The sequence below is a fragment of the Paractinoplanes globisporus DSM 43857 genome (assembly GCF_000379645.1).
GTDB classification, from domain to species: Bacteria; Actinomycetota; Actinomycetes; order Mycobacteriales; family Micromonosporaceae; genus Actinoplanes; species Actinoplanes globisporus.
Genome location: NZ_KB903294.1, coordinates 747166 through 765309, shown reverse-complemented (window position 1 = coordinate 765309; position 18144 = coordinate 747166). Strand labels below are relative to the sequence as shown.

At 70.8% G+C, this 18144-nt stretch carries 18 protein-coding genes; 9 read left to right on the top strand and 9 right to left on the bottom strand.

The window, feature by feature from the left end; all coding sequences use genetic code 11:
• Nucleotides 1-71: 71 nt before the first annotated feature.
• Entirely contained in the window at nt 72-1913 is a 1842-nt protein-coding gene (locus tag A3CQ_RS0103400; RefSeq protein ID WP_245576982.1) for a hypothetical protein, read from the bottom strand.
• Between the two features lie 127 nt (nt 1914-2040).
• Here A3CQ_RS0103400 and A3CQ_RS0103395 point away from each other — a divergent pair, with 127 nt between their 5' ends.
• On the top strand, nt 2041-3090 hold the full coding sequence (locus A3CQ_RS0103395) for a chitinase (protein ID WP_020509505.1): 1050 nt from the start codon (nt 2041-2043) through the stop codon (nt 3088-3090).
• An 8-nt stretch (nt 3091-3098) separates the two neighbouring features.
• Here A3CQ_RS0103395 and A3CQ_RS0103390 read toward each other — a convergent pair whose 3' ends face one another.
• The 4 genes from A3CQ_RS0103390 to A3CQ_RS0103375 form a co-directional block, all read right to left on the bottom strand.
• Nucleotides 3099-3353 carry a hypothetical protein gene (locus A3CQ_RS0103390; protein ID WP_020509504.1) on the bottom strand — a complete coding sequence of 85 codons (255 nt, stop codon included), beginning with the start codon at nt 3351-3353 and terminating at the stop codon, nt 3099-3101.
• Nucleotides 3350-3631, bottom strand: a complete 282-nt coding sequence (locus tag A3CQ_RS0103385; RefSeq protein ID WP_020509503.1) for a hypothetical protein — start codon at nt 3629-3631, stop codon at nt 3350-3352. Before A3CQ_RS0103385 ends, A3CQ_RS0103390 begins: the two co-directional genes overlap by 4 nt.
• Before the next feature lie 78 nt (nt 3632-3709).
• Nucleotides 3710-6145, bottom strand: a complete 2436-nt coding sequence (locus tag A3CQ_RS0103380) for an immune inhibitor A domain-containing protein (RefSeq protein WP_020509502.1) — start codon at nt 6143-6145, stop codon at nt 3710-3712.
• A 214-nt stretch (nt 6146-6359) separates the two neighbouring features.
• Nucleotides 6360-7145, bottom strand: coding sequence for an AfsR/SARP family transcriptional regulator (locus tag A3CQ_RS0103375; RefSeq protein ID WP_157295234.1), 786 nt, complete (start codon nt 7143-7145; stop codon nt 6360-6362).
• 289 nt (nt 7146-7434) lie between these two features.
• Between A3CQ_RS0103375 and A3CQ_RS0103370 the strand changes: the two genes are divergently transcribed.
• From A3CQ_RS0103370 to A3CQ_RS51305, 6 genes are all read left to right on the top strand, one after another.
• Nucleotides 7435-7893: a hypothetical protein gene (locus tag A3CQ_RS0103370; protein WP_020509500.1), complete on the top strand. Its 459-nt coding sequence runs from the start codon at nt 7435-7437 to the stop codon at nt 7891-7893.
• A gap of 74 nt (nt 7894-7967) precedes the next feature.
• On the top strand, nt 7968-8906 hold the full coding sequence (locus tag A3CQ_RS0103365) for a hypothetical protein (protein ID WP_157295232.1): 939 nt from the start codon (nt 7968-7970) through the stop codon (nt 8904-8906).
• Complete coding sequence (locus A3CQ_RS57000; protein ID WP_020509498.1) at nt 8903-10183, top strand: peptidoglycan-binding protein; 1281 nt, start codon at nt 8903-8905, stop codon at nt 10181-10183. Before A3CQ_RS0103365 ends, A3CQ_RS57000 begins: the two co-directional genes overlap by 4 nt.
• Nucleotides 10183-10857, top strand: coding sequence for an ABC transporter ATP-binding protein (locus A3CQ_RS0103355; RefSeq protein WP_020509497.1), 675 nt, complete (start codon nt 10183-10185; stop codon nt 10855-10857). Before A3CQ_RS57000 ends, A3CQ_RS0103355 begins: the two co-directional genes overlap by 1 nt.
• Before the next feature lie 22 nt (nt 10858-10879).
• Entirely contained in the window at nt 10880-12067 is a 1188-nt protein-coding gene (locus A3CQ_RS0103350; protein WP_020509496.1) for an ABC transporter permease, read from the top strand.
• A gap of 23 nt (nt 12068-12090) precedes the next feature.
• Complete coding sequence (locus A3CQ_RS51305; protein WP_020509495.1) at nt 12091-12585, top strand: GyrI-like domain-containing protein; 495 nt, start codon at nt 12091-12093, stop codon at nt 12583-12585.
• Here A3CQ_RS51305 and A3CQ_RS0103340 read toward each other — a convergent pair.
• The 4 genes from A3CQ_RS0103340 to A3CQ_RS0103325 are packed head-to-tail and all read right to left on the bottom strand — an operon-like array spanning nt 12571 to nt 15297.
• On the bottom strand, nt 12571-12981 hold the full coding sequence (locus tag A3CQ_RS0103340) for a hypothetical protein (protein ID WP_020509494.1): 411 nt from the start codon (nt 12979-12981) through the stop codon (nt 12571-12573). The genes A3CQ_RS51305 and A3CQ_RS0103340 overlap by 15 nt on opposite strands.
• 7 nt (nt 12982-12988) lie before the next feature.
• Nucleotides 12989-13822 (bottom strand): heavy metal-binding domain-containing protein, encoded by an 834-nt coding sequence (locus tag A3CQ_RS0103335; RefSeq protein WP_020509493.1) that lies wholly within the window; start codon nt 13820-13822, stop codon nt 12989-12991.
• Nucleotides 13819-14700 carry a heavy metal-binding domain-containing protein gene (locus tag A3CQ_RS0103330; RefSeq protein WP_040431271.1) on the bottom strand — a complete coding sequence of 294 codons (882 nt, stop codon included), beginning with the start codon at nt 14698-14700 and terminating at the stop codon, nt 13819-13821. Before A3CQ_RS0103330 ends, A3CQ_RS0103335 begins: the two co-directional genes overlap by 4 nt.
• 33 nt (nt 14701-14733) lie before the next feature.
• Nucleotides 14734-15297 carry a hypothetical protein gene (locus A3CQ_RS0103325; protein ID WP_245576981.1) on the bottom strand — a complete coding sequence of 188 codons (564 nt, stop codon included), beginning with the start codon at nt 15295-15297 and terminating at the stop codon, nt 14734-14736.
• A gap of 96 nt (nt 15298-15393) precedes the next feature.
• Between A3CQ_RS0103325 and A3CQ_RS56995 the strand changes: the two genes are divergently transcribed.
• Together A3CQ_RS56995 and A3CQ_RS0103315 are read left to right on the top strand one after the other, a co-directional pair.
• A complete protein-coding gene (locus A3CQ_RS56995) occupies nt 15394-16407 on the top strand; it encodes a molybdopterin-dependent oxidoreductase (protein ID WP_020509490.1) in 1014 nt (337 codons plus the stop codon).
• 135 nt (nt 16408-16542) lie between these two features.
• Nucleotides 16543-18144 (top strand): Hsp70 family protein, encoded by a 1602-nt coding sequence (locus A3CQ_RS0103315; protein WP_020509489.1) that lies wholly within the window; start codon nt 16543-16545, stop codon nt 18142-18144.

Genomic DNA, 18144 nt, shown 5'->3' with positions numbered 1-18144 from the left:
CAGCTTCGACCCCGGCTGACAACGTTGTCAAGAAGGCCGCGGGAAACATGCCGGAAATCGGCCTGTTCAGATCAGTCGATGCTGAAAAGGACGTCCGCGCCGATTTCGTAGCGGGTCACGCCGGGCATCGTCTGCACGCCGAGGGCGGCCTCGAACGGCGTGCCGGCGACGCGGTCGCGGACCACCACCACGCTCCGGATTCCGTGCCGGCGCAGGAGATCCAGGCTTCCCGGGCTGGGGAAGGTCTGCATGACGTCGCGGACGGCCTGGCGGTCCGGCGTGTTGTAGCTGGCCACCCCGTTGACCATCGTCGGGAAGCCGGCGGTCGACCAGAGCATGACCGTGCTGTCGAAGCCGTCGTCGGAGGGCAGCACCATCAGCGGCGCCGTCGCCCTCGCCATGGCGGCCGGCTCGACCGGCTCGTTCACATGGGCCAGGTCGGGCATGCCCTCGGCCAGCACCAGCACCAGCAGCGGGATGGTCACCACCCGGACGGCGGTCGCCGACCACTCGGGCAGGGTGGCCTCGCGGGCGGCTTGCGCGAGCGCGGTGACGAAACCGGCCGCGAGGATCGCCAGGAGGATGGTCGGCCAGAGGATCAGCCGGCCCGGGGTGCGGGCGCCGTCGAAGCCGGGAACGTACTGGTAGAGCAGGTGATAGGTCGGGCCGTGGGTGCCCAGCGCGGTCAGCACACCGAGGATCGTCCCGGCGAGCAGCAGCAGCCGTTGCCGCACCGACCACACCGACAGGAACATCCCGCCGAAGGCGAGCAGGTACAGCGCGAACCCGCAGAGCAGCGCCTTCTCGTTGTCGGCGTTGCCGAGCGCGGTCCGGCCGGCGGTGTGCAGCGTGCCCCAGGGCAGCGAGAACCCGGGCGCGACCAGCAGGCTCCGCGGAACGGGGGAGAACGCCGAGACGTAGTCCCAGGAGCGGAGCACGTCCGGGTAGAGCTCGCGGATGTGCTGGAAGGCGTACGCGAAATAGGCCGTGACCGCGGTGAAGACCAGGCCACCGGCGAGGTCGCTCAGGACCAGCCGGCGAGGGAGGGGCGGGCGGCCGCGGACCAGCCAGGCGATCGCGGCGGTGAGGCAGGCGGCGGCGAGCATGTAGACGAAGGGGAGGCCGACGCCGAAGCCCAGGCTGACCTGCCAGGCCGCGACCAGCCAGCCGGCCACCGCCCAGCCGGGCCGGACCAGCTCCCGGCGGTAGCCGCGGGTCAGCGACCAGCCGTGACCGCGGGCGAGCATGGCGAGCGCGAGCGTGATGCCGCCGGTGGACAGGATGTTCAGGTGGCCGACGTGGCCGTACCGCCAGGGCGCGTAGGCGAGGGCGGCGCCGGCCACCGCGCCCGCGATCCGGTTGGCTCCGAGCTGGCGTACGAGCGCGTACCCGCCGAGGAACGCGAGCGCGAACGTCAGCACGAACAAGATGTTGTAGCGCAGGATCGTGGCCGTCACGCCGTCGCCGATCAGCCCGGCCGGGGCGTACCCGAGAAGGGTGTCGTTGAGGGCGAGGCCGTCCTTGGCGGGGAAGAACGCGTTGGTGTCCCACAGGCCGCGCAGGCCGTGCCGGATGGCGTGGCCGTCCCAGGCGACCAGCCACGCCTGCGCGGCCGTGTCACCGCCGTCGCCGACGATGGTGTGCGCGGGGTCGCCGATGGTCGCGGGCTTGACGCCGGCCGCGATCAGGTCGCTGGCGTACGGCGGCAACAGCCAGGTCATGGCGACTGCGAGCAGCACCGAGCCGAGGGTCGCGAGGGTCCATTCATGGCGGAGGCCGCCGCGCAAGCGGCGCTTCGGCGGCTCGGCGGGCGGCTCGGCGGGCGGCGCGGTCACTTCGCCCGAGGCAGTGGCGACATCGGACAACGCGTTCCCCCGCACGCTGAGATCGGCAAGCGTGAGTGACGCTAACATGACGCTTCGCATCTTGCATAGATGCTGCTCAATGTGGACGCGGAGCCGTTGACATGGGTGTCAGTCGATCCTACGGTCTGACTGGCAGATTACTTAACTATTATCTGACGGCTACGGAGGCCGCCCCATGCCAAGGACCCGTCTTCTCGCGCGCGGCATCCTCGCCGCCGCTACCGCCGTCGCCGCGATCGCCGCCGGTGCGGCGCCCGCGTACGCCGGATCGGGGAAGTTGCCCGAGCACGTGTTCGCGCCGTACTTCCAGACCTACACCGACGCCAACCCCGCCGAGGTCAGCAAGGCCTCCGGCGCGCGCTACCTGACGATGGCGTTCCTCCAGACCGAGGTGACCGGATCCTGCGACGTGCTGTGGAACGGCGACCCGTCCACGCCCGTCTCCCGGTCGGTCTACGGAAAGGAGATCGCCCGGATCCGCGCCGCGGGCGGTGACGTGGTGCCGTCGTTCGGCGGGTACAGCGCCGACAGCACCGCCACCGAGATCGCCGACAGCTGCACCGACGTCGAGCGGATCGCCGCCGCGTACCAGAAGGTCATCTCGACCTACGGCGTCACCCGCCTCGACATGGACATCGAGGACGCGTCGCTCGACAACACCGCCGCCGTCGACCGGCGCAACCAGGCCATCCGGCTGGTGCAGGCGTGGGCGGAGCGGCAGCACCGGCCGCTGCAGATCGTCTACACCCTGCCGACCGCGCCCACCGGCCTCGAGCCGAACGCGATCAACGTGCTCGCCAGCGCGCTCCGCTACGGCGTCCGGGTCGACATCGTCAACATCATGACCTTCGACTACTACGACGACCAGGCGCACGACATGGCCGCGGACACCAAGACCGCGGCGAGCGGCCTGCTCACCACCCTGCGGCAGCTGTACCCGCACCGCTCCACGTCCCAGCTGTGGGCGATGGTCGGCATCACCGAGATGATCGGCATCGACGACTACGGCTCCGGCGGCGAGACCGGCCCGCTCGAGATCCTCACGCTCGCCGGAGCCCGCGACGTCGTGCGCTGGGCGACCGCCCACCGCATCGGCGAGCTGTCCTTCTGGGCGCTGGGCCGCGACAACGGCGGCTGCCCCGGCACGCCCGGCTCCGACGACTGCTCGGGCGTGGCCCAGAAGCCGTACGAGTTCACCCACCTCATGCTGCCGTTCACCCGCTGACGGCGGCGCTACCGGTCGTCGTCCACCCGGACGAGTCTGTCGCCGGTTGACAGTTCGACCCGATGCCTGACCAGCATCGCGACGTCGGGACCGTGCTCGCCGAACCACTCGGCGGGCACCTCGACCTCGCGAACGACCTGATCCGGCCCGGGCTCGAACTCCAGAACGGGCGCGCCCTCGCTGCCCGCCACGCCGGGCGCGAGGGCCGCCAGAATTCTCCCGTCCGCGTCGGCAAGGACGGCGAGGCGGCGGCTTTCCGTCACGGGACGCTCCCTCCCGTCAGATACACATTGGTCGCGTACGACATGTTTTGGAGAGAAACCGGATACATGTACGTGGTCCCGCCACCGCCCAGCCCGTCCGGGCCGGTGGCGGACACGCCCTGGGTGGTCATCACCGTGTGGGTCAGCGCCTCGAAGAGTGGCGCTATCGGGACGGCCAGGATGTGCTGAACGCCGTGCCATTGCCGGTCGGCGAACACGACATTCACTCGTACCGTCGCCGTGGTGTTCAGGTAGATCCAGGTGGTGGTCCAGGCCATGGGACGAACCTCCTCACGGGTGGCGCGGCGCTCGGTCGGGGGCGGCCCGGGAACTGGATGGTTCCCGGGCCGCCGGACTCACGAGATGCGGATCTTCGCTGACGTGCCGTTCTCGTCCAGCACGCGGATCTTCACGCCGACCGCCGGGAGCTTGACGCCGGCATTCGGCAGCTCGTCGTAGAAGTACTTCTGGGTGTCGTCGAACAGCGGCTGCGCGGCCTGACCCCGTACGTAGGAAGCCTGGCCGTTGATGTGCAGCGTCATCGAGTCGGCCTTGCGCAGGCCGAAGGGCGCGTCGTAGATCTGGATGCGGGCGCTGAAGGGCAAACCGTCCAACCGATAGAACGGTCGCGGGTGCGAATCGATATACAGATTGCGGCCCACGCCCGGGTGCCAGTTCGTGTCGTTGTCGACCTGCGACCGGTCCCAGTAGGAGATCAGCACGCCCTGCTGGTACGAGTAGTGCTCGACGAAGTCCGGCTTGGTGTTGAGGAAGCCGAAGTTGTACGGCCCCGTCTTGAGGTACCGGTCGAAGGAGACGTACGTCCGGTGGCCGGCGATGTAGAAGTTGTCGTACTGGCCCGTCGCGCTGGTGCCAACGGTGCTGAAGCCGTGCAGCGTCCACGAGCTCGTGCCCTCGGCGTCGTCGCTGAACAGCACCGTCCCGCCGTCGGCGACCTGGAGGTTGTCGGAGAAGAACCCGCCGGCCGAGAAGCCGCCGTCGGTGCGGTAGTAGAACTGCAAATACACATTCTTCCCCGCGTACGCGGTGAGTGGCACCGAAACGTCGACCCACTGATCGTCGGTGGTGCCGCCGATCGCCGGCCGCGGCGGGTTGGCGCCGTCGCGGATGAACGGCGCCCCGTTGACGGTGCCGTCGAGGGCGGTCCACTTCTGACCGTCGAGCGAGGCCCGGACGTACAGATAGTCGAAGCCCTCCTCGATGTTGTACCGCGCTTTGAACGTCAGCGCCGGAGCGGTCGCGCCGGTGAAATCGAACTGGCGGGTCATCGAGTTGCGCAGGTCGTCGGCGTTGCCGGAGAAGTACTGCTTCGCCCCGGAGAACGGCGCGCCGAACTGCGTCGTGACCGTCTTCTTCGGCAGCACCACGACGGCCGCCTGGGCGTTCCTGCTGTTGTACTCCTGTGGGCCGAGGGTGAGCGTGCGTTTCTGCCCGGCCACCACCGTCTCGTAGTCGAGCCAGCCGAGCTGCAGCTTGTTCCAAGCGCCCAGGTCGCCCGGGCGGGTGCCGAGCGGCTCCCCGGCCGCGTTGAGGCGGCTCTGCGCCATCAGCGTCCAGTACTCGTTGGTGCCGGTGCCGCCGGCGAGCACGTTGTAGTCGTCCGGCAGGCCCAGGTCGTGGCCGTACTCGTGGACGAACACGCTCAGGCCGCCGTTCTCGGGCTGGATCGTGTAGTCGCCGATCCACAGGCCGGTGTCGGCGATCTCGGTGCCGCCGAGCAGGTTGCCGGTCGGGCCGCGGTCGCCCTCGTCGTCGCCGTACGCGAACGCGCGGTGGCTCCAGATGGCGTCCTCGCCCTGGATCGGGTCGCCGTCCGCCTCGTCGCCGCCGGCGTGCACGATCTGGAAGTGGTCGAGGTAGCCGTCGGGCTCGTTGAAGTTGCCGTCCCCGTCGAAGTCGTACCGGTCCCACTGGTCGAACGTCTTGAGCTCGGCGATGACGTCGGCCCGGGTGCGGCCCTGGGCCTCCTGGTCGGCGACCCATTGGTTGGCGGCGTCGCGTACCAGGTCGAAAGTGGTGTTGCAGACGATGCTGCCGCAGACGTTCGGGTCGTCGCCGTTCGCGTCGGTGGGGTCGTCGCCGGAGCGCCCGTACCGGGCCTCGTTGTACTTGACCTTCACCCAGTCGGTGACCGTGCCGTCGACGCTGTACCGTCCCGAGGACTGCGTCTCGTAGTACGTCTTGACCGACTCGACGTTGCGGCCCTTGCCGAAGTACAGGTCCTGGTAATGCTTCCGGCCGTAGTCGGCCTGCCAGACGGTCGTGTTGTCGACCGCCCGGTCCGGCGCGGGGATCTGGTTGTGCACCGGCCCGTCGAACCGCTGCGGTCCCGCCGTGGTGGGATCGGTGTCCTGGTCGGGGAACCGCGGATCGCGCTCGTTGCCGAACTCGGCGAGGATCACGAAGATCCGGTCGGTCCGCTCGCGGGCGAGCTCGACGTACTGGTCGCGGTTGTCCCTGGAGCCGTGGCGGTTGCGGGCCTGGCGGCCGAACGCACCGCCGCCGGCGGTCTGGCCGACCTTGACGACCGTGCTGCCGTTCCGGTTCTCCGTCTTGGCGCGGCCGGCCGCGACATCGCTGACGGCCTTGTCCCGCAGCGCCCGGCGCTTCTGCTCGAGCGGGCTCACCAGCTCGTCGCTGGGCGTGTTCTTCATCGAGGGGACCGCGGCCGGCTGGTCGGCCGGCGGGGCGGCCACGGCGGCCGGACTGAGCGAGACACCCAGTCCGGACGCCAGGCTCAGGCCCAGCAGTCCTGCTACGACTTTACGCATCGACTACCTCCGGGGTGGTCGCGCCGGCGCCCGCGGGTGACGCGGGCGCCGGCCCGGATGCCAAAATGGCCGGTCATGGCCGCCTTGGAACGTAGGCATCGATGAGTCGCCGAGGGAAGACTTAGATCAGTATCGAATCAATATTCGCGGAGATCGTGATTACGGGTCTTTCCGCCGAGATGGGGCCGTAAGGTCCCCCGGAATTGAAAGCTATTCATGTCGCGGCCGGAATTTGCGTCGCGGGCATGCAGTACGCGGTGATCGCTTCCTCGTCGTGCTGCAGTATTGCCAGATGCAGCCGCCGCAGCGCCGGCGACGGGTCGAGGCCGAAATTGTCAGACAAAGCCTCGGTCGCGCGATCGAAGGCGGCGAGCGCGCCGACCTGGTCACCGGCCAGATAGGACACCTGCATCAGCCGTCCCCAGGAGCGCTCGCGGTCCTGGAAGAGGGCCGCGTGCCGGCGCACCTCGGGCAGCAGGCCCTCGTAACGGCGCAGCAGCAGCTGGGCGGTGATGCGGTCTTCTCTCGCCTGGTTCATGAGGTCGCGCAGCCGGTCGAACTCGAGCATGAGCCAGGTGCTGCCGGGCAGCGTCGCGTACGGCGGATCGTGCCAGAGCCGCAGCGCCTCGCCGAGGGTGCTCGCGGCCTCCTCCGCACGGTCCCTGCGCAGCAGGTCATGGCCGTGGCGGACGAGGCGGGTGAAGGCGGAGACGTCGCAGTCGTCCGGGTCGAGGGTCAGCCGGAGGCCGCCCGTGTCCCGGCGCACGGCGCCCCGCAGGGAGGTGCAGCGCAGTTGCTTGCGTAGCTCGGCCGCGTACGACCGCAGGTTGGCCGGCGCCGATTTCGGCGGCCGGTCCCAGATCCTCTCGCAGAGGCGGGCGCTGCAAACCGCCTCGTTGACGTTGATGGCGAGCCCCGCCAGTAGGCCTCGCACCATCCGGCGTTCGATGCCGGTCGTTCCGTCGTCGACCCGTAAATCGCCCAAGATGGTCAGACGCACGTCCACCCCCGTGGATGCATTCTCATCTGTCGCGGTGACTGACTGACGTTAGCGGCTGCGCTCGTTCACGGACAATGCCCGGACAGCCATCTGTCATTTCCATGTGTCGATCTCGACAAGGATGATCAGATAGATCGGCGTCGATATGCGTTTCCTGTGCTGCCGGTTTGCCACAGTGGACGGTGCCACAACGGTAGTGGCGGGTGTGGCCGGGGGCCACACCTTTCGTACCGCGCCGGCGTGGTTGGGGAACCGGTGAGCCGGCGCGGCCTCAGGAAGGGAACTTACCGTGAAACTGCGATCCGCGCTCAAGCTCGCCGCGGTGCCGGCGGCCGCCGCTCTCGCGCTCGCTGCCATGCCCGGCGCCGCCCAGGCCGACGACAACGGCGACGGCAGCACGGCGTGCAACTACACCGAGATCTGCTTCCAGTGGGTCTACAACTCGAACAACCTGGTCAAGCAGTTCTGGAACGGCGCCAACCACTACTCGAACGGCGCGCACGGCGCGTACTACTTCTTCGACGTGCCGAACGGCGTGCGCAGCAGCGCCCGCGTGATGGACAACGCCGAGGGTTTCCGCAACCGGGACAGCGCGTGCACCGTGTGGCTCTGGGACGTCGACGGGGCCGGCAACTGGTACACGTACTACAGCCAGGGGAAGAACTCCGGCAGCTTCACGAACTCGGGCGCGAACCGTAACAACGGGCACTCCCGGTGCAGCGGCACCGCCTCGCCCGCGAACCTGTAGTCGGCCGATTCCGCGGCCGGGCGAGCCATCCGCTCGCCCGGCCCCTCCGCCGTCGTGAATCCCTCGGAGTGAAGATGCCTCTCATTTCCCGGCTGGTCGCCACCGCGGCCGTGCTGTCGGTCCTGCCTCTGGCCGCGTGCTCGCTGAGCGCGGACGACAAGGCGGCCGAGAAGCCCGGCGCGCCCGCGCCCGCCGCCTCGGCCCAGGCCAAGCCGTCCCAGCCCTTCGACATCCTGGAGGGCGGCAAGGTCGGGCTGATCGAGGCCGCGGAGACGCGGCTCGAGTTCGCGTGCATGGCCAAGGCCGGCTTCCCGCAGAACCAGGACGTCGGCCTGCCGGAAACGGTCGATCCGTTCGCCGGTCTGACCATCGACGCCGCCTCGTTGGGGCCGACGACCGAGCAGCAGGCCCGCGACGAGGGCTTCGGCCAGGACCAGCCGGCCGAGCGTCCCGCCCTGGTCAGCAGCGACAAGAACTACGACGCGGCGGCCGAGCGGTGCGCCGACCAGTCCTGGAAGGCGCTCGGCGCCGACGCCCGGCAGACGGTCTACGCGTACTACGACCTGACCAATCAGTTCGCCGGCTACCGCCACGAGCTGGACACCCGGCTGCCCTCGAGCCTCGGCACCGGCCTCTACGACTGCATCACCGGCAAGGGGTACAAGGTGCCCGACCGGGACAAGTTTGTGAAGTCGCCGAACCCGAGGACGCTCGGCGTGCCGTTCGGCCAGCTGGACACCGCCGCCGGCACCGACTGGGCGCCGAAGCGGAAGCCCGGCACCGTGGAGGTGGGCCCGGCCGTTCCGGCCCGGCACTACCGGCCGACCGCCGCGGAATCCGACCTCGCGGTGGCCTGGTTCCACTGCCGCCAGCAGGCGAAGATGCTCGACGCCTACCTGACCGCCGCCCGGCCGGTGCAGCAGTCCTACGTGGACCGGTACGAGTCGCAGATCACCGAGCTCAACGCGAAGGTCGACGCCCTGGCCCGCGAGGTCGGTGGTGCGACCCGATGACCACACAGGAGATCCCCCGCCGGCCCCGCCGGCCGCGCCGATGGCTGTTCGTCCTGGCCGCCGTCGTGACCGCCGTGCTGCTGGTCGGCGGGGGAGTGGTCGCCGGCCGGCAGTTCCGGTCGCCGGAACAGGCCGCGGCCGACGCGCGGCCGCCGGCGCCGTCGCTGATCACCGCCGTCGCGGAGCAGCGGGTGCTCGCCGAGCCGGTGACGCTGCGCGGGCAGATGAAGCCGGGCCCGAAGGTGAACCTGCCGGCACCGGCGGCGGCCGTCGGCCCGGACAGCGTGGTCACCGAGGTGGCGGTGGAGGCCGGCGACCGGCTGGCCGAGGGCACCCGGGTCCTGGACGTCTCCGGGCAGCCGATGTTCACGCTCGGCCTGCCGTTCCCGCTCTGGCGTGACCTGACCGGCGGGATGAAGGGGCCGGACGTCGGCGAGATCCAGCAGGCGCTGCGCCGGCTCGGCTACTACGTGCCCCGGTCCGACACGCTCGACGAGCCCACCCAGCGCGCGCTGGCCCGGTTCTACCGGCGGCTCGGCTACGACCCGGTCGGGGGCGACCCCCGCGCGGCCGAGCAGATCCCGGCCGCGAACCGGGAACTGGCCGCCGCTCGCGCCGCCGTCCCCGCGGCTCAGGCCCGCGTGGACGAGGCACAGCGGCAGCTGGACGCGCTGACGCTGGCGGCCGGGGCGGGCCTGCCGCGCCGGTGCGTGCTGCGGATGGACAAGGCCGACCGGAAAGTCACCGCCGTCCGGGTCAAGGTCGGCGCGGTGCTCACCGACCCCGGGAAGCCGATCCTCGAGCTCGACGGGCAGAAGCCCTACCTCAGCGCCGTCGCCACCGAGCGTCAGGTGCAGCTGATCAAGGCCGGGCAGCGGGTGAAGGTCAGCGACGAGAGCAGCGGAACCGAGGCGGACGGCATGGTCGCCTCGGTCGCGACCACCGCCGCCACCGGCGCCGACAAGGAGTCCGGCTACGAGGTCCGCGTCAGCCTGGCCGGCTCCGACCTCGGCGCAGCCGCGGGCGGGTCGCTGCGCATCGACATCGCCGTGTCCACCGGTGACGACGAGGTCCTCGCCGTCCCGGTCACGGCCGTGTACGCCCGCGCGGACGGCAGCATGTTCGCCACCGTCCTGGCCGGCGACGGCAGCACCCGGGACGTGACGGTCGAGACCGGAGGCATCGCCGGCGGCTGGGTCGAGGTGCGCCCCGGCCACGACGGCGACATCGTGGCGGGCACCAAGGTCGTGGTCGGCGCGAACGGGCCGGTCAATTGATGCTCGAGCTGCGCGCCGCCACCAAGACGTACGACGACGGGCACCCGGTGCACGCGCTGCGCGAGACCAGCCTCACCGTCGAGGAGGGCGACTACGTGGCGATCACCGGCGCGTCCGGCTCCGGCAAGTCGACGCTGCTCAACCTGCTCGGGCTGCTCGACGTGCCCACCACCGGCTCCTACCGGGTGCTGGGCCTGCCGGCGCACGAGCTGGCCGAGTCGCACCGCGGCGCCGTACGCGGCCAGGTCTTCGGCTTCATCTTCCAGAACTTCCACCTGCTCAACGGCCGTAGCGCGCTGGAGAACGTGGAGCTGGGCATGCTGTACGGGCCGTACAACCGCCGCGAGCGACGCCGGCGGGCGTGGGAGACGGTCGAGCGCCTCGGCCTGGCCCATCGTGCCCTCGCCGACCCGCGGCGGATGTCGGGCGGCGAGCGCCAGCGGGTCGCCGTGGCCCGGGCGGTCGCCGGCCGGCCCCGGGTGCTGTTCTGCGACGAGCCGACCGGGAACCTCGACTCGGCGAACACCGCCACCGTGCTCGACACGCTGCGCGGGCTCAACGAGGAGGGCCTCACCGTCGTGGTGGTGACGCACGACCCGGGGGTGGCCGCCGAGGGACGACGCCGCATTGAGGTCTCGGACGGGACGGTGACCGAAGTTGAGGTTCCGGCGTAGCACGCCCCTCGCGAGTGCCGGCGTGTCTCCGTCCCGGTTCCGCGGCGTGGACTTCCTGCACGAGTCGATGATCGCCGTCGTGCGGCACCCCGGCCGGTCGCTGCTGACCGCGGTCGGCACCGTGCTCAGTGCCGCCGCGTTCGTCTGCACGCTCGGCCTGAGCAGCACGCTCGACCACCAAGTCAGCTCGTCGTTCGACGTACGCCGGGCGACCGAGGTGCTGGTCCGGCCCGAGCAGGCGTCCCTCGATCCGGCCTGGCAGGACGGCACGGCGCTGGCCCGGCTCACCGGACTGCACGGCGTGGTGGCGGCGGGCGCGCGCCTGTCGCTCGACGGCGACCGGACCGTCCAGCGCTCGTCGCGCGCCGGCGACACCGAGATACGTACCCGGATCATCGGCGCCGACAGCGGCGCGCTGCGGGTGATGAGCCCCTCGCTCACGGCCGGCCGGTACTTCGACGGCTTCATCCCCGGCCAGGCCGAGCGGGTGGTCATGCTGCCCCGGTCGCTCGCGCGAGAGCTGGGCATCACCCGTACCCAGGTCGCGGTCTTCATCGGCGCCGAGTCGTACACCGTGATCGGCATCTACGACGACGTCGCCCGTCGGCCGGAGGCACTCCAGGCCATTCTCATGCCGCTGCTCAGCGCGGAGGAGCTGCGCCAACCCGGCGGCGAGGACACCCGCGACGTGGTGATCGAGACCCAGCCCGGCGCCGCCCAGCTCATCGGCGGCCAGGCCGCGCTGGCCATGCTCCCGACCGAGCCGCAGGCGCTGCGGGCGGTCGCGCCGCCCGACCCCCGGCTGCTGCGCCAGGAGATCGAGGGCAACGTCGCCCGGTCCAGCCTGCTGATCAGCGTGATCGCCCTGGTCATCGGCGCGGTGTCGATCGCGAACGCGACGACCGCCGGGATCGCCGCGCGCACGCAGGAGATCGGCCTGCGCCGGGCGGTCGGTGCGCGCCGCCGGCACGTCTTCGTGCAGCTGCTGGGCGAGACCACCACGCTCGGGCTGCTGGGCGGCGTGCTCGGCGCGTTCCTCGGGGTCTGCCTGACCCTGGGCATCTCGCTCGCCAACCGCTGGGTGCCGGTGATCGACCTGCGGACCGCGCTGCTGGCCTCGGGCATCTGCGCCGGCGCGGGCCTGCTGGCCGGCTTCGTGCCCGCGATCCGCGCGCTGCGCATCCAGCCGGTGGCGGCCCTGCAACGCTGATCGTTGCGGCATAGTGGGCTCTCGTGGAAATCATCGAGGGGCCGTCGGTGGTGACGAAGCCCGAGCGCCCCACCGCCGGGATCCGGACCGTCACCCCGTTCCGGGGGATGTTCGCGGTCCGCGACAAGCTCATGGCCAATCTGTTCGAGCGGCTCGACGCCGCGGGCGTCGGCTATGGTCCGGTCTTCTTCCGCCTGCACGTGGTGGACATGGACGGCGACATGGACATCGAGGTTGGCGCGGTCACCGAGACGCCGGTCGCGGGCGACGAGCGGGTCCGCCCGGGCGTCCTGCCGGCCGGGCGGTACGCCGCTCTCACGTACGTGAACCATGGCCGCCGGGCCAACGGCACGCTGATCGATTGGGCCAACGCCGAGGGGTTGACGTTCGACCGGGTGACCGGGCCGCGCGGCGACGAGTTCGGGTGCCGCTACGAGGCGTACCTGACCGACCCGCGCACCGAGCGGATGAAGACCCGCTGGCAGATCGAGCTGGCGATCCGGCTACTCGCCCAGTAGCCCGCCGAGCGCCGCCCGGGCCGCCGCCGAGCCCTCGGCCAGCCGGGACAGCACCCCGGCCAGCGCCACCAGCCACTCGTCGAGGCCGACCGTGCGCCGCTTGATGGTCACGCCGCGGACGATCTGATGGATCTCACCGGCCACGCCGTGCGGTTCCTGGCGCAGGGTGAGCCGCTCGTCGGGGGTGGTCACGGTGAGCGCGACCGGCGTGCCGTCGCGCCCGGCCATCCGGTCGGCCAGCGAGCGCTTGCGCTCCACCTCGACCATGCCGGCCGGCAGCGCGTCGCCGAGCACCGTGGTCAGCACCCGGGTGTACGACTCGACGTCGGCCCGGTCGGCGCGCAGCGCGGCGGCGATCAGGTGCAGGTCGCCCATCGGGCCCAGGCCGGCGGTCATTGACGCCTCATCGATCTGTGAGGGGCAGCACGAGCTGCGGCTTCGCGATCACGTGGTCGGGACGCAGTGAGCGTACCGCCGTGCCGATCGCGAAGAACTCGGTCGTGTGGCCGCCCCAGCGGTGGGTGTTGGAGAGCATCTGCACCCCGACGATCCCCTCCGCCCCGAGGTGCTCGGCCTCCGCCTGCATCCGGCTCATCGCCAGTTCCCGGGCGTCGTACAGGGCCTCGGTGTATTGGGGGATCTCCACGTTCTGGCCGATGTTGCCCATCGCCTGCCAGAACCGCTGGTGCGCGATGTGGTAGACGCACGTGCCCATCGTCATCCCGAGCGGGGCGTACCCGGCCTGCACCAGCGTCCAGAAATCCTGGCCCGACAGGTCGCTGGTGAAGGGCTTGCCCTGGTTGTTGCGCCAGACGCCGCCGCCCGGCGGGGGCGCGTCGGCCTTGACCGCGGTGCCGATCGCGATGAACTCGGCCAGGTCGCTGCCGAACTCCTTGAACTCGATGTCGAGCCGGACGCCGACGATGCCGTCCGCGCCGAGCTCGTGCGCCTCGGCCTCCATCCGGGTCATCGCCAGGTCGCGGGCGTGGTACATCGCCTGGGACAGCCCGTCCAGCTCGCGGTTCTGGTTCCACCGGCCGAACTGGAACCCGACGTGGTAGATGCTCGAGCCGAGCACCAGCCCGAGCGGGCGGAAGCCGGCCTCGCGTACGAGCAGGAACTCGTTGACGCTCAGGTCGGAGGTGAACAGGCTGGTCGGCTGGCCGGGGCGCATCTGCGCCAGGCGGCGCATCGCGTCGTCGGGGACGCCGAGGGCGTCGGGGGTGTCCACGCTCATCTCATACTCCGCAGCGGAAGGATGGAAAGGCTCTTGGTGATGGGCCGGTGGCCGGTGTGGAAACGGGCGATCACGTTGCCCACGATCACGCACTCGGCCACGTGGTCGCGGTGGTTCTCCCCGATCTCCAGCGGCCACACGTGCGACCGGACGTCGGTGGCCAGCGCCGCGTCGCCGCCGATCCGCGCCGCCCGCTCGGCGAACTCGCGGCGGGCGTCGGCGCGCACGTGGTTGACGAGCTCGGTGTACCCGACGACCTCGGTGTTGCCCGCGAACGGGGCGATCTGCGACTGCGTGCGCCAGTCGTCGTGCCGGATGCCGACCGAGATCCCGTACGTCAGCCCGGCCGGTATCCAGCCCGCCGAGATCAGCTTGGCGAAGTCCTGGCCGGTCAGGTCGGTGGTGAACGGGCGGGCCGGGCGCACCCGGCCGCGCGAGCGCACCGCCGTGCCCAGCGCCATGAACTCGCGCTTACGCCCCTCCATCCGCTCGTCGGTGAGCCGGATCCCGACCACGCCGTCGGCGCCGAGCGCCGCCGCCTCCTCGGTCATCCGGCCCATCGCCAGGTCGCGGCCTCTTTTCAGGGCATTGACGTACGGGGCGTAGCCGGACCACTGGGTGCGGGAGCTGACCACCGTGCCCGGCCCGAACATGCCGCCGGACGCGCCGTACCAGCCGCAGCCGGTGAACCCGGTCCAGCCGATCTGCATGACCGTCGTGCCGAGGACCTCGCCGACCACGTCGAAGCCCGCCGCGACCAGACCGGCCGCCCCGGCGGTGCTCAGCAGCGACGTCTTGACCCCGTCGTCGGCGGCGCGGGCGATCCGGGCCCGCGCCACCGGTGGCAGCCCCCGCCCGTCCCACCCGTCAACCGTCACCGTTCAGTAATACTCCGGTGACGCTACTTCGACCTACGTCTCCGCCGTCACGTCGGACGGCTGGTGGAGCGGGGTCGCGGTGCAGTACGCGTCGGTGCGGTCGGTGATCAGGTCCTCCGGTGTCGGATATCTGCGGTGCAGCCCGGCGAGGACGTGCACGTACGCGGCCCGGCTGAACTCGGCGTCCCGCATCCGCTCCACGGAAGCCCGGACCACGCCGGCGAAGTCGTCCGGCCAGCGCACCTCGTGCATCGCCCGGACGGTGCAGGTGTCCCGGTCGACCAGCACGATCCGCACGACCGGGTCCCGATCGACACCGGCCGGGGCGTCCTGGCGAAGGGTGAGATGCGGCGAGTACGCCACCTGCGACCAGGACAGGATCGGGCCCAGCCGGTACAACAGCACCCCGGCGTGCTCGCCGTCCACCCACGCGAACTGGGTCGGCGCCGTCGTGACGGCCTCGACCTCGAGCTCGTGCGGATGACGCAGAAAGATCATCAGCTGTACGGGCTCGCCCGCCACCATCGTCAGGGCGGCGTCCTCCGGCCAGTCGACTTCGGGATCGAGCCGGCTGCCCACCTCGACGGTCACGTGCACAAAGCGAGCGTATGCACGAAATGGCCGTTCGCTCGCCACTTCCCGTACACGATCAGTCAGACTTTTCCGGCGGCGAACCCGGACTAACGTTCGGCCATGCGGGTGAGTCTGCGGGCCAGGCAGGGCGGGCGGCGGGTCGATCTGGTGCTCGGCCTGCTCCTGACCGCGGGCGTGCTCACCGGGACGGCCGCCAACACCATCGGCGTCAACTGGCCCCTCGACCTGATCCAGCTGCATGCCGCCGCCGCGCTGGCGATCCTGCTGCTCGCGCCCTGGAAGTACGTGGTGATCCGGCGCGGCCTGCGGCGGAAGCGGCGACGGCGGGCGACCAAGGCGCTGTCGCTCACGCTCGCGACGTTCGTGCTGATCACGATCGGCAGCGGGCTGCTCCACTCGACCGGCCGGGTCGAGTTCGTCGGGCCGCTCACGCTCATGCAGATCCACGTCGGTGCGGCCATCGGCGCGGTGCTCGCCCTGACCGGGCACTTCCTCGGCCACGCCGTGCGCCCCCGCCGCACCGACCCCGACCGGCGGGCCCTGCTGCGGCTCGGCGTGCTCGGCGCCGGCGCGGCCGTGGCCACCGCCGCCTGGAACACCGCCGCGGTCGCGACCGGCCGGCGATTCACCGGCTCGGTCCCCAAGGAGTCGCTGGAGGTCACGTCCTGGTTCGACGACGGCGTCCCGCGAATCGACCCGGCCGAGTGGCGACTGCGGGTCGGCGACGCCGAGCTCGACCTGGACGCGGTCCGGGCGCTGCCGCACGAGCGCTTCACCGCGATCCTCGACTGCACCAGCGGCTGGTACAGCAGCCAGGACTGGGACGGCGTACGGCTCAGCTCGGTCCTCGCGGCGACCGGGATCCCGGCCGGTGGATGGCGCAGCCTGAAGGCCACCTCGACCACCGGTTACGCCCGCTGGTTCGGCGCCGACACGCTGGACGACGTCTGGCTGGTGACCGCCGTCGGCGGCCGGCCGCTCTCCTACGGCCACGGCTTTCCGGCCCGCATCGTGGCCCCCGGCCGCCGCGGCTTCTGGTGGGTCAAATGGGTGACTGCGCTCGAGACGTCCCCGCGCCCACCCTGGGCCCAGTCCTTCTTCCCGCTGAGCTGACCAGCGGCCCTTCCGGGGCCCGCCGCGCTAGCCGGAATGTAAGGCCCGAATCGTCGAAAGCTCGACCGTCCCGGCCGTCGCGACGACCGCTGCGCGGTTGGAGTATGGCCTCTGAGCCATCAGGCGAGGAGCGGTATGGCAACCTTCGGCATTGACCTCGGAACGACTTACTCCTGCATCTCCTACGTGGATGACAGTGGCAAGCCGGTGATCGTGCCGAACGCCGAGGGACGCGAGCTGACGCCGTCGGTGGTCTACTTCGAGTCGCCGCACAACGTTGTCGTCGGCGAACAGGCCAAGGACGCCGCGAAGTCCGATGCGGAGCGGGTCGTCGCGCTGATCAAGCGCCAGATGGGCAACCGCGACACCGAGTTCGACTTCGACGGGGTCTCGTACACGCCGGAGAGCGTCTCCGCCTTCATCGTGCGGGACCTGGCGCGATCGGCCCGCAGGGTCATCGGCACCGAGGCGACCGATGCCGTGATCACGGTTCCCGCCTACTTCGGCGTCAGCGAACGGCACGCCACCCGGCTCGCCGGCGAGATCGCCGGGCTCAACGTGGTGAGCGTCGTCCCGGAACCGGTGGCGGCGGCCCTGCATTACGGCGCCCTCTCCGCGAGCGAAGCCCGGACGATTCTCGTGTACGACCTCGGTGGCGGGACTTTCGACACCACGGTGATCAAGCTGCACGGCGGGGACGTCACCGTGGTCTGCACGGACGGCGATCACCACCTCGGCGGCGCCGACTGGGACGACCGCATCGTGACCTATCTGGCCGAGTGCTTCGTGGCCGCGCATCCCGAGGCCGGCGCCGACGAGAGCGAGTCCTTCCTGCAGGGCCTGGGGCTGATCGCCGAGGAGACGAAGATTGCGCTCTCCTCCCGGACGACCAAGCGGCAACTGATCCAGTTCGGCGGCGCCCGGCTCAATGTCGACCTGACCCGCGAGACGTTCGAGGAGATCACGGCCGACCTGCTGAACCGGACGCTGGAGATCACGGCGCGGACGCTGCGCGTCGCCGAGGAACTGGACGCGGGCCGCCCCGACACGTTGCTCCTGGTGGGCGGGTCCACCATCATGCCCGCCGTCGCCCGGGTGCTGGGCGGGACGCTCGGCCTCCAGCCGCATCTGCACGACCCGCACCTGGCGGTGGCCAAGGGCGCCGCGATGTTCGCGCTGCAGGAGTCCATCCGGGTCCGGCTCGCCGGGGAGAAGACGCCCGACTCCGACGACGTGAAGACCACCGCCGAGGCTCTCGGCGTCAAGGCCGACACCGTACGCGCGCTGGCCGCCAAGAAGGTCACCATCGTCGTACCCCGGGCATTCGGTGTCGGGGTCGTCGCCCGGGACACCAAGCCGGAGGACGGCAAGACCGAGGTCCGTCACCTCCTCGAGGCGAACACGCCGCTCCCGTCCCCGAAGATCACTGAACAGTTCTTCACCGCCGTCAGCGATCAGACCAGCATCCTGATCACCATCTACGAGCAGGCCGGCGCCGAGGTGTCCCACCTGGTCGAGTTCAACAACCCGATCGGGGAGGGCGTGATCAGCCGGCTGCCGCTGCTGCCCAAGGGCTCGCCCGTCGACATCACCTTCTCGATGAACGAGACCGGGCTGCTCACGGTGGACGCGAGTGAGCTGACCACCGGCCAGAAGATCCGGATCGAGGTGCAGATCGGCGGCCTCGACGAGAAGCGGGTCCATCAGGCGCGCGAGGCGGTGGCCCGGCTGTCCTGA